The 20065-nt window shown below is 39.4% G+C and carries 24 protein-coding genes and 1 pseudogene; 9 read left to right on the plus strand and 16 right to left on the minus strand.

The features are described 5' to 3' along the window. Window positions 1-101: 101 nt before the first annotated feature. The gene (locus AAFH98_RS11260) at window positions 102-1490 is read left to right on the plus strand and encodes a M28 family metallopeptidase (protein WP_342522813.1); all 1389 of its coding nucleotides are present in this window, start codon (window positions 102-104) and stop codon (window positions 1488-1490) included. Between the two features lie 94 nt (window positions 1491-1584). On the opposite strand, the gene AAFH98_RS11265 is transcribed toward AAFH98_RS11260, so the two are convergent. Continuing rightward, window positions 1585-2079 carry a hypothetical protein gene (locus AAFH98_RS11265; protein ID WP_342522814.1) on the minus strand — a complete coding sequence of 165 codons (495 nt, stop codon included), beginning with the start codon at window positions 2077-2079 and terminating at the stop codon, window positions 1585-1587. A gap of 159 nt (window positions 2080-2238) precedes the next feature. On the opposite strand from AAFH98_RS11265, the gene AAFH98_RS11270 reads away from it, so the two are divergent. The 6 genes from AAFH98_RS11270 to AAFH98_RS11295 all read left to right on the plus strand — a co-directional run bounded on the left by AAFH98_RS11270 (window position 2239) and on the right by AAFH98_RS11295 (window position 7939). Then, window positions 2239-2367 carry a hypothetical protein gene (locus AAFH98_RS11270; protein WP_342522815.1) on the plus strand — a complete coding sequence of 43 codons (129 nt, stop codon included), beginning with the start codon at window positions 2239-2241 and terminating at the stop codon, window positions 2365-2367. A 188-nt stretch (window positions 2368-2555) separates the two neighbouring features. Next, window positions 2556-3320 (plus strand): ParA family protein, encoded by a 765-nt coding sequence (locus tag AAFH98_RS11275; protein ID WP_342522816.1) that lies wholly within the window; start codon window positions 2556-2558, stop codon window positions 3318-3320. A 28-nt stretch (window positions 3321-3348) separates the two neighbouring features. Further along, window positions 3349-3672: a hypothetical protein gene (locus tag AAFH98_RS11280; RefSeq protein ID WP_342522817.1), complete on the plus strand. Its 324-nt coding sequence runs from the start codon at window positions 3349-3351 to the stop codon at window positions 3670-3672. A gap of 107 nt (window positions 3673-3779) precedes the next feature. Then, window positions 3780-4541: a GNAT family N-acetyltransferase gene (locus AAFH98_RS11285; protein WP_342522818.1), complete on the plus strand. Its 762-nt coding sequence runs from the start codon at window positions 3780-3782 to the stop codon at window positions 4539-4541. Between the two features lie 3 nt (window positions 4542-4544). Then, window positions 4545-5318 carry a lysophospholipid acyltransferase family protein gene (locus AAFH98_RS11290; protein WP_342522819.1) on the plus strand — a complete coding sequence of 258 codons (774 nt, stop codon included), beginning with the start codon at window positions 4545-4547 and terminating at the stop codon, window positions 5316-5318. A 29-nt stretch (window positions 5319-5347) separates the two neighbouring features. Next, complete coding sequence (locus AAFH98_RS11295) at window positions 5348-7939, plus strand: alpha/beta fold hydrolase (protein ID WP_342522820.1); 2592 nt, start codon at window positions 5348-5350, stop codon at window positions 7937-7939. 266 nt (window positions 7940-8205) lie between these two features. Here the strand turns inward: AAFH98_RS11295 and AAFH98_RS11300 are convergent, their stop codons facing one another. The 10 genes and pseudogenes from AAFH98_RS11300 to AAFH98_RS11345 all read right to left on the minus strand — a co-directional run bounded on the left by AAFH98_RS11300 (window position 8206) and on the right by AAFH98_RS11345 (window position 14234). Next, a complete protein-coding gene (locus AAFH98_RS11300; RefSeq protein WP_342522821.1) occupies window positions 8206-8760 on the minus strand; it encodes a tetratricopeptide repeat protein in 555 nt (184 codons plus the stop codon). A gap of 63 nt (window positions 8761-8823) precedes the next feature. Then, window positions 8824-9798 carry a Gfo/Idh/MocA family protein gene (locus AAFH98_RS11305; protein WP_342522822.1) on the minus strand — a complete coding sequence of 325 codons (975 nt, stop codon included), beginning with the start codon at window positions 9796-9798 and terminating at the stop codon, window positions 8824-8826. A 46-nt stretch (window positions 9799-9844) separates the two neighbouring features. Next, complete coding sequence (locus AAFH98_RS11310; protein ID WP_342522823.1) at window positions 9845-10300, minus strand: dCTP deaminase/dUTPase family protein; 456 nt, start codon at window positions 10298-10300, stop codon at window positions 9845-9847. 70 nt (window positions 10301-10370) lie between these two features. Continuing rightward, on the minus strand, window positions 10371-10988 hold the full coding sequence (locus tag AAFH98_RS11315; protein ID WP_407935507.1) for a lipase maturation factor family protein: 618 nt from the start codon (window positions 10986-10988) through the stop codon (window positions 10371-10373). 66 nt (window positions 10989-11054) lie between these two features. Further along, window positions 11055-11812, minus strand: a pseudogene (locus tag AAFH98_RS11320) (lipase maturation factor family protein); the annotation flags it as partial. Window positions 11813-11897: 85 nt separating this feature from the next. Continuing rightward, window positions 11898-12365 carry a GNAT family N-acetyltransferase gene (locus AAFH98_RS11325; protein ID WP_342522824.1) on the minus strand — a complete coding sequence of 156 codons (468 nt, stop codon included), beginning with the start codon at window positions 12363-12365 and terminating at the stop codon, window positions 11898-11900. 244 nt (window positions 12366-12609) lie between these two features. After that, window positions 12610-12786, minus strand: a complete 177-nt coding sequence (locus AAFH98_RS11330) for a YegP family protein (protein ID WP_342522825.1) — start codon at window positions 12784-12786, stop codon at window positions 12610-12612. Window positions 12787-12924: 138 nt separating this feature from the next. Next, the gene (locus AAFH98_RS11335; RefSeq protein WP_342522826.1) at window positions 12925-13185 is read right to left on the minus strand and encodes a hypothetical protein; all 261 of its coding nucleotides are present in this window, start codon (window positions 13183-13185) and stop codon (window positions 12925-12927) included. Window positions 13186-13242: 57 nt separating this feature from the next. Next, on the minus strand, window positions 13243-13440 hold the full coding sequence (locus AAFH98_RS11340) for a hypothetical protein (RefSeq protein ID WP_342522827.1): 198 nt from the start codon (window positions 13438-13440) through the stop codon (window positions 13243-13245). A 347-nt stretch (window positions 13441-13787) separates the two neighbouring features. Then, window positions 13788-14234: a fasciclin domain-containing protein gene (locus AAFH98_RS11345; RefSeq protein ID WP_342522828.1), complete on the minus strand. Its 447-nt coding sequence runs from the start codon at window positions 14232-14234 to the stop codon at window positions 13788-13790. Between the two features lie 1053 nt (window positions 14235-15287). Here AAFH98_RS11345 and AAFH98_RS11350 point away from each other — a divergent pair. After that, entirely contained in the window at window positions 15288-15773 is a 486-nt protein-coding gene (locus AAFH98_RS11350; protein ID WP_342522829.1) for a methyltransferase family protein, read from the plus strand. Window positions 15774-15944: 171 nt separating this feature from the next. On the opposite strand, the gene AAFH98_RS11355 is transcribed toward AAFH98_RS11350, so the two are convergent. From AAFH98_RS11355 to der, 5 genes are all read right to left on the minus strand, one after another. Continuing rightward, complete coding sequence (locus AAFH98_RS11355) at window positions 15945-16412, minus strand: peroxiredoxin (RefSeq protein WP_342522830.1); 468 nt, start codon at window positions 16410-16412, stop codon at window positions 15945-15947. Window positions 16413-16421: 9 nt separating this feature from the next. Next, window positions 16422-17051: a hypothetical protein gene (locus tag AAFH98_RS11360; protein ID WP_342522831.1), complete on the minus strand. Its 630-nt coding sequence runs from the start codon at window positions 17049-17051 to the stop codon at window positions 16422-16424. A gap of 23 nt (window positions 17052-17074) precedes the next feature. Beyond that, the gene (locus AAFH98_RS11365; protein WP_342522832.1) at window positions 17075-17638 is read right to left on the minus strand and encodes a hypothetical protein; all 564 of its coding nucleotides are present in this window, start codon (window positions 17636-17638) and stop codon (window positions 17075-17077) included. A 7-nt stretch (window positions 17639-17645) separates the two neighbouring features. Then, window positions 17646-18344, minus strand: a complete 699-nt coding sequence (locus tag AAFH98_RS11370; protein ID WP_342522833.1) for a NuoI/complex I 23 kDa subunit family protein — start codon at window positions 18342-18344, stop codon at window positions 17646-17648. An 88-nt stretch (window positions 18345-18432) separates the two neighbouring features. Further along, window positions 18433-19740 carry a ribosome biogenesis GTPase Der gene (gene der, locus AAFH98_RS11375; RefSeq protein ID WP_342522834.1) on the minus strand — a complete coding sequence of 436 codons (1308 nt, stop codon included), beginning with the start codon at window positions 19738-19740 and terminating at the stop codon, window positions 18433-18435. A gap of 83 nt (window positions 19741-19823) precedes the next feature. Here der and AAFH98_RS11380 point away from each other — a divergent pair, with 83 nt between their 5' ends. Beyond that, entirely contained in the window at window positions 19824-20063 is a 240-nt protein-coding gene (locus tag AAFH98_RS11380; RefSeq protein ID WP_342522835.1) for a hypothetical protein, read from the plus strand. Window positions 20064-20065: the final 2 nt, after the last annotated feature.

Genomic DNA, 20065 nt, shown 5'->3' on the forward strand with positions numbered 1-20065 from the left:
AAAATTGAACCTTTCCAAATATTAAAAAAACATTTTACAACATTTGGATACTCAAACCTTTATGATTTAGCAAATGACCTTAGGCAACTCTTCCACCTACTATGGCAAAAATTCATCTACATAGATTCAGAACATTTTTTATTGGTCTGCTCATCATTGGTTTTTGGGTGAGCTGCGACAACAATCGGACTCAAAATACCAAAGAAACTAACACCTATGAGAAAAAAATCCAGGATATAAAAGCAGAAATTTCTGCGGACACATTAGAAGCCAATATTCGTGAGCTTACCTCATTCTATACACGTCACACTGCATCTGACACCGCCAGTGACACCACAGGCATAGGCGCGGCCCGCCGGTGGGTCTACGGTCAATTTAAAGATTATCAACAACGCTCTAATGGGCGGCTGCATGTGCAATACAGTTCTTTTACAGCAGATGATCAGCCAAAACTTGAAGCAGAAACGGAAATCGTTAATATATTAGCTTATCTGCCCGGTACACAATTAGAGAGCAAAGATCGTATGTATCTTGTTACGGCCCATTATGATTCTCGTGCCTCTGATCTTATGGATGCAAGAAGTCAGGCTCCGGGAGCCAGTGATAACGCATCCGGAACGGCAGCCGTGCTTGAGTTGGCAAGGGTAATGTCGAATTATGAATTTGATGCTACTATAGTATTTTTGGCTTTAGCCGGAAAAGAGCAGGGGCAACTGGGCGCCAAATATATTGCCGAGCAGGCCTCCTCACAAAATCGTCATATTGCCGGCATTCTTAATAATGATATTATTGGTAACCACCGTGGAATAAAGAAACCAGACACCGTTCGTGTTTTTGCTCCCGGAATTTCTTCTGACGGTAAATTAACTCAATATCAACAAACGTTGTTACATACAGGTGGAGAAAATGATACTCCGAGCCGCCAGTTGGGGCGATTCATGTATCATATTAGTGAAAAATATTTTAATGACGTTTCAGTTGACCTGATCTATCGAAAAGATCGGTATTGGCATAAAGGAGATCATTTGGCCTTTCTCGAGTATGATTATCCATCTGTTAGAATCAGTCAGCTTACCGAGAAACATCGACGTCATGACCAAGATGTACGCACCGAGGATGGAAAACAATACGGCGATCTACCCAAGTTTATCAACTTTGATTATACTGCCAATGTCACGAGGCTAAATGCTATAACATTGGCGACGCTGGCCGATGCACCGGCTCCTCCAACAAGAGTAAAAATTGTTATTGATAAATCGTTTACTGATACTCGATTGAAATGGAAGTCTAATAAAGAACCGGATTTCAAAGGATATAATATTGTTTGGCGCAGGCCATCTCAACCACACTGGCAGCATTCAAAATTTGTTGGAGATACCTTAGAATACCGGCTTAAAGATGTGCCCAGAGATAATTTTATTTTTGGCGTTCGTTCCGTGGATAACTTCGGACACGAGAGTCCGGCCGTATTTCCTACCCCTGCCTTGTAAGTCATCTACATAAAAACAATCATGTCGTGCTAAATTTGCCCTGTCCCAGCCATTCAGGATAACACATATTTTTTCAAAGCTCTCTTCCAACAACTTAAGTGAGAAGAGTTTTAAAAAATTGTTCGACTTTTTCTTGTGATGACTTTTCAAATAGTAGCGGGCGACCACTAAATTCAAACAGGTTTAATTCTCGATCAGTATCGGTAAAACGTATTTTAAACGTTTTAATAGAGGGTTTTAAATTTTGTAGCATTACATTAACTCCTGCTGAAGTAGCAAAAACCTCTTTGACGGTCTCTTTTGCAAACTCCTCTTCTTGTATAATTTCTCCTTTTTTTTGATAGGAAATAATAACTTCACTATCCGTCGTATCCAATAACACACTTATCGGACCATTCATTATTTGCAGGTAACAAAGCACTGTTAGTGCAAAAAAAACAAAAGCCCCCAATCGGGTTATACTTATCCAGAATGGATCTTCTAACATCAGAAATACAATAAATATCACAGTACTTGCAAGGGCAGAGATGATGGTACCGCTTTTCCAAAAATCATAATTAGCTTCGGTCACTGATACGGTAGGCTGCATTGGATACTCTTAATTTAATTACTGATTATGTTAGCTCTGTAGTAGGTGCAAAAATATAAAAATCTTCTTTTTTACCTTGCACCTCATGGAGCTGACTTATAGATTACCTTTAAAATAAGGAAACTGTTCTTGCACATATCACATTAGGGAAAATTGATTATGGCTCAAAAAAAGAAAGAATCTGAAGGGAAAACAATTGCAATTGCAGTAATTTTATTTGCAGCAGGAATTGTTGCACTTATTTATGCGGTCCAATTTATATTTAATTATTTCTTCCCAAATTTTTGAGTATCTAAAAAATAGGGAAATATCTATTTAACCTATTCTCTATTAACAGTTTTTGACTGTTAATCAATCGAAATATTAAATAATTTTAATATTTCTGTAACAAAACACATTGTTGATACTCTATTAAATAAAGGGGCATAGCTCCAATTAATAATTGAGTATTCGGGAATCCTTAAACAGTGTGTTTTATGAAAACGATCGCTTTTACCAACCAAAAAGGAGGAGTAGGGAAAACAACGTCAACTATCAATGTGGGGGCAGGTCTTGCCAAGCATGGTTTTAGTGTACTACTGGTGGATTTGGACCCACAAGCGAACTTAACTTATTCGTTACGGCTTAGTTCAAACCGACTGGACAAAAGTATATACGAAGTTCTCAAAGGAGATATCTCGGCTGATGAAGCTATTATCAGTCATGACGGTTTCGATATTATGCCGTCCTCAATAGACTTGTCAGGGGCAGAAATGGAGTTTGCCAATGAACCGGCCCGGGAGATGATACTAAAAAACAAGCTAAATAGTTTATCCAAAGATTACGACTACATTCTTATCGACTGCCCGCCAAATTTAGGCCTATTAACGCTCAATGCTTTTACAGCCGTTGAAGATTTATTTATTGTAGTGCAATCGGAATATTTGGCGCTTCACGGACTTTCTAAACTTATGGATGTGATCCAAATCGTTAAAGAACGGCTTAATCCCGATATCGAGATTAGTGGTATCATTTGCACGCTTTATGATGGTCGTAAAAATCTGAACAAAGAAGTCGTCGATCACATAAAAGATTACTTTGGCGATAAGGTTTTCAATACTCTTATTCGGGATAATGTAGCCCTTGCCGAAGCGCCCAGTCATCATAAAACAATATTTGAGTATGCTCCTGACAGCCATGGGGCTAAAGATTATGAAGCCTTGTCGAAAGAGATATTAAACGGACAATTGCAGCACGCGTAGAAATTGGAATAGGGATCAGTAAAGCATTATGTCTGATAATAAAAGTTTAGGGAGCAGCCCTTTTGGATTCAATGATAAGAAAAGCACAATGGCTTTTATCCCTGACCGGAATGAGTCAAAGACAAAGGAAAAGCCCAAAAAACCAATTTCTGCTGTTTCTTCCCAAAGTGGCAGTTCTACCGACCAATCACCGGAGCCCAAAAAACGTCAAAAGTCAGAAAAAAAGGTGGTGAGTTACTACCTCGAAGTTGAACTGGTTGACAAAATAAAATCGGTGGCCGACCATAAGGATATCTATTACTCCTCATTAGTGTCTATGGCGTTACGCGAATGGATCGCAAACCACACTTAAAGAGGGGAGTCATTTAAATAAATTTGCAAATTAATAACAGTTTCATAGTTCGATTTCTCCATACAGTTACTTATTCTAAAGGAAAAGTAATAAGTAACTGATAATCTGTGAATTCAACACTTCCCGAAAAACTTCTCTCTACAAGCCGGTACGAACTCCGCCTGGCAAGAACGGAATCCGATATGCGAGCGGCACAATCACTGCGCTATCGCGTGTTTAATGTCGAACTGGGTGAAGGATTAGAAAGATCCCATGAATATGAGCTCGACATTGACCGTTTTGATATGCAGTGCGATCATCTCATTGTTATTGAACAACAATCGGGCCGTGTAATTGGTACCTATCGTTTACAAACATATCAAAAAGCAAAAGAAGGCTACGGCTTATATACAGCAGATGAATTTGATTTATCTGCATTGCCGTCGGATGTCCTTGAAGATGCCGTGGAAGTGGGACGGGCCTGCATCGAAAAAAAGCACCGAAATGGACGTGTTCTATATCTCTTATGGAGGGGGATTGCAAAATATATGGAGATGACTAAATCGCGTTATCTTTTGGGATGTTGTTCAATCAAAAGTATTGATCCCAAAGAAGGCTGGATTGTCTGGGATTACTTGCATCATAACGATTTAATTAACCCTTCACTGCAAGTAACTACTAAAAGTGATTTCGCATGTCCTGAAATGGAGAGAGATACCAACGCGTGGCACCAGGTAACGTTGCCCGAACTGTTTGAGCTTTATATTGATATAGGAGCAACAGTACTTTCAAAACCAGCATTGGATTGTAATTTTAAGACCATCGATTTTTTAATTCTGGTTGATATTGAAAACCTTGACGACCGGTCGCGATCACTCTTTTTTCGTTAAGCTATGGCTTTGAAAGACACTTTTCGGGCATTCCTTCGTATAATAGCATTCTTGACGATCACCGTTACCACGGTTATTACTACCGCAATGGGTGATATACTCTTGGGCTTCATAAGTCAAAGTGGGGTGGTCCGGTGGAAAAACAAGGTAATAAAATGGTGGGCGCGATGGTCCTCAAAAGTGTTGGGATTTAACATAAAAGTTACGGGGAATCCTCCCGAAGCACCATTTTTCCTGGTCTCGAATCACTTAAGTTATGTTGATGTTATTCCACTGTGGTATTATTTGGATGCTACGTTTATTGCCAAGAGTGAAATAAAATCATGGCCATTTTTTGGCTGGGCCACCCAGAAGTTAGGCGTCCTTTTTATTGACCGGCAATTGCGTAGCGATGTCAAGCGAATGAATAAACAAATTGCAGACAGTATAAATGCCGAACAGGGAGTCATCCTTTTTCCCGAGGGAACAAGTTCAAAAGGAAAGAAGGTTTTACCTTTTAAATCCTCTTTGTTAAACTATCCCGCGGAAAAAAATATGCCAGTTCATTACGCTTCTATTTCGTATCGTAGCCTTGATACTGATCGTCCCGCATGGTCACATGTTTGTTGGTGGGGAGACATGAGCTTTTTGCCTCATTTTTGGGAATTATTAAAAATAAAACACATTGAAGTGATTATAGATTTTGGGGAAAGCATTTCAGCAAAGGACCGGAAAGTGTTATCAAGCAAACTGCAAAAAGCGGTATCTAAATCATTTAAACCAGTAATTACTTCTTAATACCATAGCAATTCATAATATTGTTTTAGATGCTTCATAGGTGGAAAAAATATATCCTCATTTACATTGCGCTTCTTGCAGCATCTCATCTTGTATCATTCTTTTTCCAGGCCCCAATTCCAGAAGAAAGCAACACCGATCTATCTGTTGAATTAAAGGTTGTTGCCAACGACCAGACGCTTCAAGAGGAAACCATATCCATAGATTATAAAGACGTTTATACGGGTAAGAATGAGAATCCGCCAATTATCGTATTATTACCCGGTGGACCTGAAGGGCCGGAGGTCTTTCAGGAAATTATACCGAAGTTGTCTTCTGAAATGAGGATCTTAGTCCCTTTTCTACCCGGATATGGTATCGAGAATGATAATCTACCCAGCTATTCTTTTGAAACATCTGCCGTGTATACCTCCCAATTTCTGGATCAGCTTAATGTATCAAACGCGCATATATTTGGTTTTGGATTGGGCGGTGCCAGTGCGATCTACCTCGCTCACAATCACTCCGAGAAGATCTCCTCGCTGGGATTAATGGGAGCGATTGGGGTACAAGAGCTGGAATTATTGGGCAGCTATCGGCTTAATCATGCCGTGCATGGCCTACAGCTTACAGCGGTTTGGCTACTGCATAATGCCATTCCGCATTTTGGACTTTTTGATGCCTTTGACTGGGACGTTTCTTACGCCAAGCGCCAATATGAGTCTGATCAGCGGCCTATTCGATCTCATCTGAAGGAGTATGAAAAGCCCATGCTTATTCTGCACGGAAAGGAAGATCCCCTGGTTCCCCTTGCTGCAGCCCAAGAGCATCATCGCATTGTGCCACAAAGTCAAATTACGTTATTTGATGCGGACCATGATTTATTAGAAACACATAGCGATTCTGTAAGCTCTCGTATCAATAGGTTTATCCAAAGTGTTGAACACGGAAGAGCAAAGACCGCTGCCAATGCATCCAAAGAACGTATTGAAGAGGCTCAGAAATCCTTTTCAAATGTAGAATTCGCCAAATTCGAGGGCCTTTCTCTACTGATTATCATGATTATTATCATATTAGGTACACTTATTAGTGAGGACTTAACATGCATTGGCGCCGGGTTACTGGTGGCTCGCGGATTAATCGGCTTCGGTCCGGCCGTGCTGGCATGTTTCTTAGGTATTTTTATTGGGGATATCGGACTTTATGCAGCCGGACGAATATTGGGGCGCCCGGCCATTAAAAGAGCACCCTTAAAATGGATAATATCAGAAAAAGATCTCGAAAAGAGTGCGCAATGGTTTAAGGTAAAAGGTCCGGCCATCATTATAGCCACCCGTTTTTTACCCGGCAGTAGGCTACCTACCTACTTTAGTGCCGGTGTCATTCGGGCGGGCTTCTGGATGTTTTTATTTTACTTTATCCTTTCAGGATTAGTTTGGACCCCCATTATTGTAGGAATATCTAAACTGCTTGGTAACGAGTTATTGCGATATTTTTCGGTCTATCAAGATTATGCGCTCTGGGTCTTTCTGGGAGCAATTGCTTTTATCATTTTCCTGATTAAAGTGATTGTTCCCGCTTTCAGTTACAAAGGGCGAAGACTATTGCTGTCTCGCTATCGCAAGTTGACCCGCTGGCAATACTGGTCGCCTCTCATTCTGTACATACCTGTTGGACTTTATATCATTTCTCTGGGGATTAAATACCGATGCTTAACCTTATTTACGGCTGCAAACCCGGCAATCCCTGATGGAGGAATCATTGGTGAGTCTAAAAGTGCTATTTTAGATCTTTTTGATGATCAATCACATATAGCTCGGTACACCAAGATCACCGCCAGTAATACTTTTGAGCAACGGTTATCCCAAGCCGATATATTTATGGAGAAGCGTGATTTAAGATATCCTATTGTAGCAAAACCAGATGTGGGAGAACGAGGAAAAGGGGTCTCCATCGTAAAAGATCGGTATGAACTGCAGGATTACCTTTCCAAGGCAGAAGCTGACGTAATTATCCAAGAGTATATAATAGGGAAGGAGGTTGGTGTTTTTTATTACCGGATGCCAGATGAAGATCAAGGTCATATCTATTCAATTACCAAAAAAGAACTACCCAAGGTCATAGGGGATGGAGAGCGTACGTTACAGGAGCTTATCCTGGCAAATAATCAGATGGTAAATATGGCTAAGGTATACCTGCAAGCGAATGATCACCGTTTATATGAAATTCCCGATCAAGGAGAAGAAATAACCTTGGTCGAACTGGGTACTCATGCACGGGGAGCTGTATTCTATGACGGGGAAGAGCTTATAACCAATGCACTGCAAAATAAGATGAATGAGATCGCAAAATCAGCAGATGGGTTTTATTTTGGGAGATTTGATATCAAGGTACCCACTTATGAGGATTTACAAAAAGGGCAAGATTTAAAAGTGGTTGAGGTAAATGGCGTAAGTTCTGAGTCAGTTAATATTTATGATGAACAGTATTCTTTCTTTGAGGGGCAACAAGTGCTAATGGGGCAGTGGCAAATAGCTTTTCAAATAGGGCAGCAAGTAGTTGCCAAAGGGGAAGAGGCTACCAACGTTTACCCATTTTTAAAGCGGGTCTTTAAAGCTTCTGTTAGGACCCCTGAAAGATAGAATTTAAAACAGATTCGGGATTAGAAATCGTCCAACCCCCAATAAAACACTGAGTTTAATCCATAAGATAGGTCAATCCGTTGCTAAATATAGGGAAGTTGAATTGTTTGAAGAGCACCCACTGCAAATCTCTCTTAGAGAAGAGGAATTGAATGCCTTGTTCGTGTGGCGGCTGAACTTGCCATCCTATGGATATTAGAAGCACCTGCTACCCATCCAAGAGTAAACCCAGTGCTTTGATGAAAGCAGTGGCATTCAATCTCGTCCTAAAAATACTTTTCAAGCATCTCTTTCGCTTTTGTGTGATCAAGCTCAACAGCCCGCCGAAAATCCTTTTCTGCCTCGTCCATTTTTTCTGAGATCATAAAGCTGCAACCCCTGTTAAATAACAATTCAGCATTGTCAGCATTTATGTCGATCGCTTTGGTGAAATATTTTATAGCCCGGTCATGTTCACCCAAAATATGAGCAAAAATCATCGCTGCCCCTTGTAAAGCAGACAAATTTTCCCCATTTAAATCAATTGCGTTTTTAAACTGTGCAAGCGCTTTTTGAGGTTTGCCGTTGTTGTGATACAGGGTGCCAAGCAGTTGATATAGTTGATCATCCTCTGGCTGCTGTTTTGTAGCAAAAAGAAGAAATTCTTCTGCTTCCTCGGAATCACCATTCAACACCTTTAAAAGTCCTTTATTACGAAGGGCTTGCTTGTGAGAAGGTTCTCTGTTTAAAACTTGATTAAACAAGCGCAGGGCATGCTCATGATTTTCATTTTCTAAATTCTCTTTTGCCCGCTCAAATATTTTCTCAGTTTTTTGACCCATGATATCGCTATGCGAATTAAAACGTTAGCTTAAGATAAGAATTAAATAATTTTTGTGGTGATATTATTTTTGCCCAACACTTTCTCGGAATCGATCGATTGTCCTCATATTATCAACGGCATCTTTAATAGGGATTGGCACAGGATCATCCGCAATAACAGCCTTAGCAAAGGCCTGAGCCTGTAAAGTATATTGATTAACAGCAGGGAAAGAGATCTCTTTACGGTTGCCCTCCTTATATAACCACAATCGTGTTGCTTTATCGGGTGGAGCATTAAAAGGAATATCAATCACTATTCGTCCATGTGTGCCTAATATTTCAACCTGTTGATGCGGAGTGGATTGCGTTGAGCAAGAGAATGTTGCCGTACCGCCAGCGAACTGAAGTGTACCGGAGGATAGGTAATCTGTTTCAAAGTCGGGATCTATCTTCCAATATCCCGATATATTTGTAGGTTCCTCACCAAACAAGTAGCGAGACAGCGAAATACAATAACACCCGATATCCATAAGTCCGCCACCACCCATATCCGCCTTATTGCGAATGTTCGCCGGATCATCATTATAGTAGGCAAAAACAGAATGAACGGTTTGCAGCCTACCGATTTTACCATTAGCGATAAGTGATTTCGCCTTTTGCCATTGGGGATGAAACCGGTACATAAACGCTTCCATCACTTTTAAATTGGGATACTTGCGACTTACTGCTAAAAGCTTCTGTGCTTCTTCACCATCCAATGCGATAGGTTTCTCACAGAGCACATGCTTGCCGGCTTTCAGCGCTGCTACTGTCTTGGGGACATGCAAGTGGTTGGGCAGGGGGTTGTATACAGCATCAATGGATGAATCTGCTAACAGTTTTTCATACGATCCGTACGAATGGGAGATACCAAGCTTTTGAGCAGCTGTTTGGGCGTTATCGGCAGAGCGTGACGCAATCGCCTTGACCTCACAATTATCGGCTTGCTGTATAGCCGGAATAACCTTTTCAATCCCAATTTTGGCTGTGCTTATAATGCCCCAGCGAATGGTTCTCATATTAATAATGGCTGATGATTTTTATGATGCGAAGTATCCCAAAATATTAGCTGGCCAACAAATATAAGACGGCAAAGCGGGCATTTTCTTTGATGTTACAGCCTGGCTCTGGCGTAGTAAAATTGAAGGTAATCTCATTTGCCGTCTCATCAAGTGAAACATAAGTGGCGTTCCCAATAATACCAGCTGATTGCGCATGTTCGTGCAATCCTAAGAGAGCTACTGTGTCTTCCACTTCCTTAATTTGCTCATTCATTTTTGCTTGGTAATGGCCCGCCGGTAAATTCCACCAACCATAGTCATCGCCCTGATCTTTTTTTGGTTCCACAAGGGACGTCTCGGCTTTTTTATATTCGCTACCTCCAAAATCAAGGGCGCCGGCCTTGGTAAAGGTGTAAATCTTATCCACGGTTAAATCAAAATGGGTGGCGTGCTGTTGGGTTTCCTGGTGAATGATAGTATCAATATGATCGCGTAATTCATCTGACTTTAGAAAAAACATTGGCTAATAATTATTTTTTGTTGGGATTCTATTTTCTTAAGAAAATAGCTTATTCAAAGATGATTTCTGATCAATAAAGGTGCGATAAATCTTGTAGTGATGTCGGTGATATATACATCCGTTCGAATGATCGGTTCCACCGCTTGCCTGTTTCCTTATATTCTTGAGAAGACGTAAATTCATATTTTAAAAGTCGTGCTCGTATATAGTTGGGAGAATGGTCATTAAAAGGATTATTTGATAATAGTCTTAATGTTTTATTATCACCCAGCAGTAGTTTTTGTATAAAGATAATCAGCCATGGATTTCTTCGGATCGAGGTCATTGCTGCAAACCACATCTGCCAATCCAGACGTAGATGATAGGGCGCCCATTGCCGCGGTATTTTATGGGGATTACCGGGCTTACCCTTGAATTCATAGGCTTTCCAGTCGGTGTTGTCATTAATAACCTCATCCGTAGTGCCTTCAATAATAATTTCGTGCCGCGTACGAGTTACCGAGCCAAATGCCCCGTAGGTATTTACTAAATGAAGGGGATTAAAGCTGGCATTCATCCGCTGTTGTGGGGAGATCATATTCTTAATGGGATCAATACTTAAATAGGCGACGACTACCCCTATAACAACGGTAATGATACCAAGTATGGGGTCGGCAGCAAGGGTAGCAGGAGCTTCAATGGGGATCATAAACTGAATATATGAGTCGCTAATACCGCTAAAGGCCAATAGCAGGGTTAACCAGTTGAGCCATGCATAATTTCCACTGATAATAAGATAACACTGGGATAGAATGATAAGTCCCGCGCCAATGGTGGCCAACGGCTGCGGAAGAAAGAGCAGCCAAACAGCTCCAAGCTGTACAACATGGTTCGAAAGCGTTTCGACCTTATGAACTGATGAGGGCAGGTTATGAAATAGTCGGCTTGACGGGTTGGCAGGGGCTGCGTTTCGTGGTGATAATTCAGGCACGTCAAATTACGCCAGCACTCATCCCCCCGCATCTTTATAAGTCCGGCCCCGAATTCGACCCGAAATACCAACCAGCACAATAAAAAAACAATGATGATGGGAGCCTGGTAATGGATGGGGCCCAGAAAAATAGCGTAAAAACCGGCTTCGAGCAGTAACGATTCCCATCCGAAACCGTAAAAAAGTTGACCTACATTAACTATAGAGAGGTACAGGAGCCATAGCAGAAACCATATCAGCATAGAAAGCCAAAGGGGACCCACATCAGAAAGCCCAGATGCAGCTATTATAGACAATACCAATCCCGTCCATGCAATAAAAGCAAAGAAATGATCGGAATAATACCAGTGAAAGATGCTGGGAGATTGCCTAAATGACACTCGCTCTAAAAATCGAGGTACAGGCATTAACCCGTTTTCACCCAGCAGGGGACGAAACTGGTTGATTGCGACCAAAAAAGCGATGGCATAAATAGCTCCTATTCCTCGCTGAATGATGAAGGTACTTACCCAATAATCCGAATGATAAATCCCCTCAATCATAGAAATATTTATCGCAAGTTTAAAGACTGTAACAGCTGCTACAAAGTGCTTTCAGTCCATAAAATCAGCATTGGAGCGATCTATATCAATTCGTTAGCTCCTTTTCAATAATGAAGGTGGTTTCAATTTTACCATTAAGCAATACCTGTTGTTTTTGGACGGTACTAAACCCAACTTTGAAATAAAACGCCCGGTCTTGTGCATTGGTCTCGGTATGGATAGTACCAATACTTTTGCCTTTGGCATAGTCTTCAAGCGCTAAATAGAGCTGTTTGCCAAGTCCACGTCCCCGGTAATCGGGGTGACAGTAAAAGCAGCTGATGTGGCCTCGATAATCTATTTGTGCAATACCAACAATTCGGCCGTTACTTTCGGCAACCACCGTAAAGTTCGTTAAGCATGTTTCTTCCCAATCCTTAAAGTGGATGCTGTCGGGGGCAAAGGTATGAATTTCTGTTTCAGTGTATCCTTCAGCATTTAAAATGCTAACAGTATCGCCAAGCAAATGTGCAATCTGTTCGATATCGCCTTTTTTGTATAATCGTATTTCCATAGAAATAAGGGTAATAACCCTGATTTGACCTATAAGTAGTTAGTTTGAGATATGGCACAAATATGTAAAAGCCGTAATAAATGAGCTTTAAGTATAATGAAATTAACTACTTATGTTCCAAGAAAATTCCGATTTATTTGCCCGAATATAGAAGTCTCTCTATCATACTGCACCCGATGGGCTTGAAATAAAAAAAGCTGCTCACTATTACAGTAAGCAGCTTTACAAGTGCTTGATAATTCAATTAATATGAATTACTTCGTGTGTAACTTGTGCAATTTCCGTTTTCTTTTCCGTCTTTCTTCGCTTCTTCTTTGTCTTCAAAACTACCGTCGGAGTAGGCTTCAATATCGCCGTTTTTGGCTGTTTGCCTCCATCTCCATCCGCCTTTGGCATCCTGGTATAATTCACATCGTGGCATAACGTGTTTCTTTCTTTATTTGTTTAAACTTAATGTTACGTCTTATATAAATAATAATTATGAGTACGATTTACAAGCTTTTAAGCCCATTTTTTGTAGTAGCAGGCTTAATTGGTATCGTTGGAAATTATCATGCTATCAGCTGCCGTTAATCTTTATATGGTAAGCAACATCGGAAGAAAAAATGACTTCAAAACCATTTACGTGACTTACGATAGCAAGCATCAGAAATAAAAGTCCGGAGATAATAAGGAGCAAGTTTCCTCCCTGCAGCAAGTAAAAATATAATCGGGATGATTGGTCACCCGTTATCTTCATTCGGAATTTCTTCCGGTTATTGATATAAGCCCGAAAGCTGAAAAAGATGATAAGTAGGGCACCACAGCCAATCCAAAACATACAACCTTTTTTAGGTCTTATATTCAGGATCGGCCAAAGTGTTCCATCCCTGTGATATTAGGGCAGGAGTTTAAAATCGTAGTCTACGTTATCTTTAATTTCCAGGTTAGGTAGGTCAATAGGTACGTCGTGCTCCTCAGCTTCTTTTTCTAATTTGGTATAGAAGGTTCTTGAAACAAGCAACCTCCGGTATTCTACGCCATTCTCTTGAATGTAATCGGTAATAGCATCACGCAGGCGATCCATAAGTTCCATAAACGAAATAGTCCTTAGATAAAATTAGTTAGCTGCTTCAAACATAACATAAAATTTGCAGACCAGTAAGGTGAATGTATAAAGAGACGACCCGGGGATTGGGGGATCCAGTGATTAAGTAACCGGCAATAAAACTTTTTAACGTAGGGAAGGTTAGAAAAATAACAGCCTTGCAGGACAGCCCAAAGGATTTCTTTCTCGTTTCGTAAGAGATTGAAGATGTGCGTTTAAAAATTCCTGACGGTATAGATATTCATGCAGATGGAGAGGTTATAAAAAGTGATACAGATGAATATGCTATCCGATTAGATCCCAATAGCTTAAGAGCAATTTGAAGGCTTGAGTAATTATTCAATAACCCCATTAATAATATGAATTACGCCGTTGTTAGCTTTAATATTAGGTGAGGTGATCTGATTATTTTCAACAGCCAACCCAGAACCGCTACTTTGAACTGAAATCCTTTTTCCACTTAAACAAGAAATATCAGACATCACTCGTAAGCTGCGTACGGTAGCCATTCCTGTTAAAATGTGGTTTAGTAATAAGTTAGAATCGGATTGTTGACCCGTACTTAAGTTTGAAAACGTTTGGTTTGTAGGTGCAAAAACAGTGTATGGTCCGGGTTGAGAAAGCCTATCGCCAATACCAGCATTTTCCAACGCCCGAGCAAACTGGGTAGTTTGACTATTAGATTTCAGTTTTTCAATGACTGACTGCGCCTGGACTGTTGTGACACATAAAAATAGAGTCATGATGCAGGCAAAGCGAAGAATCTTTTGGAAGACTTTCATAGCTCAGTTGCTTTAAGGTTTTTGTTACAATCCTGATGAATATCTATCGCTATTATAGTGTGTTTTTTGTGAGATACAAATTATTAATCTCTAAATAGAAAATCAGTGCTTTAAAGTGATACTCACTCTAATAAAAACTGTTTCATATGATAAATTAGGCTAAAAATTGCCAAATAGTGATTTTAGACATACTAAACCATTCGAATTTAATTTAAACCTCTTAAAATCAAAATTTAAATAATATCACCGCTTAAACACTATAAAGGGCATTATTTTGGTATATTAGTGAAATAAGTTAACCAAAATGTAGCTAATAAAGGGTTCAGATATTTTTTTGCTATATCAAGAAGTCGTTTGGAATGATTATAAAATTACAGACCAACCAATAAATGCTAAAAAAGGTAGGGTCTTTAATTAGCACTTTAATTAGCACTTTTTTAAAAACAGAGATTAGTATTTATGTAGAAATCTCAGAAATATTTAGTCATAGTTATAAAACAAATAGCAAGACGAAGTTAATCTTAGTCATCAGATATATTAATGATATAAAACCAATTTACGATAATGCTTAAAATAATTTTGTAGCATGGAGAATATGATCCCTTAAATAATAAGATATTTATATGATAGTCTATATTTGTCGTATAACTTATATTATGTAAAGTAATGTTGGTTTAATATAATTGGTGGTATTGCCTACCAAACCCTTCACTATTATTATTATCGAGAGACAACCGCTTTAATATTTAGGGACAACCAAAATAAAATAATTTAACCTTTGCTCCTGTATGGCAACCGGTTCTCTTAAGTCGTTATTTTCCCTGGGGTATTTATCTGCACGTTCTACATATTCATATTAAGATTGATGTTTTGAGTCATTAATATAGACTGAGTGATACATCTTCCTGCCTCCCTATCGGCCAGTAGACCTTTTGCAATATTCTATCAGGTAAATTTACTAAAGGCACTCTACTTCGTTAAAAAAACTGCTTGATATATCCTTAATATTGTAAGAATAGTTGTAAAATTTGTGAAGATTGATAAATTTCAGTTATGGAAAAAGCATCAGCTGGAGATAATAACCTAAAGCAGGCCCAGGTCGTTTTGTTTCCCCCATTAGTGGGGTTAACACTTGCGGTGACAAGTATTTTCTTACATATATTTTTTCCACTTAATATAACTTCTGCAACAATTGTGATAATTGCCGGTATTATTATTTTGGGAAGCGGAATTGTTCTTCAAGTAATTTGTTTGCAGGTTTTTAAGAAAGCCAAGACAACACCCTTATTCCAGAAACCCACTACCAATATTTTAGAATCCGGACCCTATGCCCGATCGCGTAATCCGATATACATCGCTGTTTTTCTTCAATTTATAGGACTATCCTTTTTGATCAATACTTGGTGGCTTATCGCTGCCTTACCTATCCTATATGTATACCTACGTTATGGCGTAATAGCTCGTGAAGAGCAGTATCTTGAACAAAAGTTCGGAGAAGAATATCGTAGATACCGGTCCAACGTACCACGCTGGTTCTAATCTAATAGATAAGAATTGTTGCCTATACGACCAGCTGGCGCATTGACTTGGACATGCCTCTTCTATGCTGTCGCTTTTAAGTCTCTCAATTTCTATTGGGATACTTGTTTGTATGGAGAACCTCCCCTTACGAATAAATTTCTCAAAAACCCCTCCAACTATAAGTAGAAACTATATTTCGGTTAATATCTCTTGTATCCTTTTAAAATCGGGAAGCTGGCTGGAATCTTCTAATATCTCATTATGTCTTATAGTACCCTGTTCGTCAATCACAAAAGATGCTCGTTTAGAAACTCCCTTCATTCCAAAATAATCATCATATAAAACCCCATACTTTTGGGATACCTCTTTATTGAAATCACTTAGAAGTGTAAAATTCAAATTCTCAGCTTTTTTATATGCTTTTAATGTAAAAAAACTATCAACACTAATCCCTAATACCTTGGCATCTAAGGAATTATAGACTTTCATATTGTCTCTAATCGTACAGAGTTCCTCGGTACAGGTACTGGAAAATGCAAGCGGAAAAAAGAGTAATACTATGTTTGACTCTCCTTTAAAATCAGAAAGGCTTATCTGATCCCCGTCCGTATTTTGGAGTGTAAAGTCAGGGGCTTTGGTATTAACAGTTGCTTTCATAGCTAAAAATTAAACTGTTTCTGTAGCTGGAATTTGTTGTTCTGTATCTTCATACCCATATATGCTAACAACCATAGCTATAATAATCATTATTTTCCATGTCCAAGCATATGATTCGCTTATCAATGGAACATGCCAGAAAAGGATATATGAAATTAAAAAAAGTATCACCCCTCCTAATATTAAACGGTATTCACTTCTGCGATACGTATAAACGGAATACATTAACAGGCCCACAAGTATAGCTCCTCCCTGGTATATAGCTAAAAGCCAAGTTTTGAGTGCATAGGTATCTTGAACCAATAAATAGGATATGATAATAAGTAATGGAAGTGCCGTATAAACCATGGGGAATTGTGCAAAGACAGGCTTAGATTCCCTAATGAAAATTGCCAACGAGCTTAGTATAAATGCCAAGCTTGTAATATGGCCCCATTCAAAAATAAATTCCGCAGCAGTGGTCACTTCTGAACCTGAAGAAAGATTGTCTATAAATAAAGCAAGGTGCATTATGGTAAATAATACAGATGCAACAGTGAGTCCCAGGTATTTTAATCGTCCTTTTTTATTTGTAAGACTGAAAAATTTAGCAGCAACAAATGCTCCTGCCAATACCATTAACAATGTGACCCAAACCATAAATACAATGCAGTTTAAAGGGGTTAATTATCTGAGGTAGGTTGACCCTCTCGTTGCGATCTGCGTTGTTCAATATCGCGTTTTCGCTGTTTATCTTGATTATAGACACGAACTTGGTCTGCGATATCTTTTAAAATTCCACGTTCAAAGCGGATCATCTCTTCCATTACATCAAAAAGAAGAAGCTGAGATTCGTTTTTATAGACAACGGTTTCCCAGTCGATTAATGGTACGTTCTTGATCGCATTTACAAGTCCAGCCCGGTGCTTCGCTATTTTCTTAAGGATCTTGTGGACATCCTGAAGCTTTTCTTCATCCGGCTCAAAACTTTCTCTGAAGTGCGTAAATTTATCGAGATGGGTCGGCCTTGGATTGTCAATAGCTTCTTCTAAGATAGGACGATAATAAGAAAGTTGAGCATGATCGATAAGTAACAACATTTCAGCTATTGAACGTCCCTCTGGTGGTGTTTCATCGTACGGAACCGTATCAATAACATATTGCATGGCTTCGGCCTCATCCTGTAGATAGGAAGCATCATCAACCAGCCGATCCAGTTCGTCCTGCGAGATTTCTCGATCAGTCATGATAAGATTATCTCACCCACTCAGATTCGGGCTCTACATTATCATTGTGCTTCTGTTGTTCGAGCATTTCAACAAGAGAAAGACCAGAATTAAACTCCCGATCGCGGTCACGGACAGAGTGAATATTATTTTCTTCCTGAAAATCCCAAAATTGACCAAATTGACGGTTTTTGTATTCTCGTAGAAACTCCAAACGTTCTTCTAAGTCTTCTTTAGGTACTAACAAGCGCTGTTTATCGTAAATAGCCTCTTCCCTGGATTCAAAAACAATGTCATAATCCTTACTCATGACAATTGCTTCTTCAGGGCAAACCTCTTCACAGTATCCGCAATAAATACAGCGGAGCATATTAATTTCAAAGAAATCCGGATACCGTTCTTTGGGGTCATCGGAATCTTCGTTCGCCTGCATACTAATAGCCAACGGTGGACATGCTCGAGCACATAACCCACAAGCTACACAACGTTCTTTGCCATTATCTTCGACAAGTACTGGCCGACCGCGAAATATAGAAGGCGGATCCCATTTTTCTTCGGGATATTGAAGGGTTACACTGGGTTGAAACATTTGCTTCAGGGTGTACCATAGGGCTTTAAAAACCTCAGGTAGGTATAAATTTTCCAGAAATGAAAAAGAACGCTCACGTTCATACTGTTCGTTGAGCGCGTTAGCTCTGGGTTGCTCTAAATTTTGTTGTGTTGGCATGAGTATGCAATTAAAAATTGGTTGTTACTCAACGTAATATCGCTGGAAAAATAACTGATTCAGCGATTCACTTCAAAAGGAATATTAATTATTTCTGAACAAATCTCATTGTTATAGGAACGCCGGTAAATTTAAATTCCTCACGGATTTTATTTTCAATATAACGACGATAACTGGCTGGTAACTCTGATGGTTTGTTCATAAAAAATTTAAAAACGGGTGGGTTGGATTTTACCTGTGTCCCATATTTTATTTTCAACGGTACTCCCCTCCGCACTGGCAGTTGTTTTTCCTTTAGGATACGTTCAATAAAATCATTCAAATCAGATGTTTTGATCGTTTTCTTCCGTTCCTCCAATACTTTGTCTGCAACATCAATAACTTTATGAATGCGTTTACGGTGCAGTGCCGATATTGATACAATGGGGATCCATTTCATCATAGGAACACGGCTATATACGTATTCTTCGAACTCTTTATGAATATTTGTGTCCTTGTCAGGTACCAAGTCCCATTTATTCAGCAATATTACTATACCCTTATTATACTTTGCAGCATTACGTAAAATACGTTTATCCTGTTCTTCAAAACCCCGCATGGCATCAAGCATCAGCAACGCTACATCACACTCTTTAAGGGCACGGTCTGTCCGTACTGTGCTATAGAACTCTACATTCTCTTTTACTTTGGCCTTCTTGCGGAGCCCGGCTGTATCAATCAGAATGTATTCGTTTTCATTATAGATCAGTTTGCTGTTAATCGAATCGCGCGTAGTACCTGGAATATCTGTTACAATACAGCGTTCGTCATCTAAAAGAGCATTTATAAAACTACTTTTACCCACATTTGGTCGCCCTACAACGGTTAATTTTGGGATAGATGATTCGGGCTCATCTTTTTCTTCCGGAAGTAATTCGGTAAGCTTATCGAGCAGATCGCCTGTTCCACGCCCGCTTAATGCAGAAATAGGATGTAACTCTTCAAAACCCAATCCATAGAATTCGGTGGCATTGAGCTCACGTTCCTCATTATCGGCTTTGTTTGCAACCAGCAGTACAGGTTTTTCTTCCTGACGTAACATTTGGGCAACAGACTGATCCAAACTGGTAATACCAGCCTCGGTATCAACGACAAAAAGAATGACATCGGATTCTTCAATAGCAATATGAACCTGTTCCCGAATGCCCTGAATCATAATATCCGTTTCATCGGGTAAATATCCGCCGGTATCAATTACATTAAATTCACGCCCGTTCCAGAACGATTCACCATAATGTCGATCACGTGTTACACCGTATTGGTCGTCAACAATTGCTTTACGGCTGCCAATAAGCCGATTAAAAATAGTAGATTTGCCTACATTGGGCCGCCCTACGATAGAAACTACAGGGAGCATGTGGTATTTATTATTTATATTTTATTTTCAATGACAAGCCACAAAAATAACGAATTTAACGATCAAAGTAGAGTATAAACTCAATGCTTGAAACCTTTTATAATAACTTCGGCTTTTTAGGATCTATAACGGTAGCATTTTTAATTTTTATCGCTTTTATATTTTGGATGGCCGGTATAGCAGGCATTTCTCAGATGAAAAAATCAAAAAGTAAAACTCTCAAACTTATTTCTTCTATCCTGTTCCCTCCCTATCCTATTATATGGGTCTTTGTTGATATGTATCGGCAAAGCCAGCTAATGAAAGAGAAAGAAATTAAATAAGC

This window comes from Fodinibius sp. Rm-B-1B1-1 (assembly GCF_038594945.1).
GTDB classification, from domain to species: Bacteria; Bacteroidota; Rhodothermia; order Balneolales; family Balneolaceae; genus Fodinibius; species Fodinibius alkaliphilus.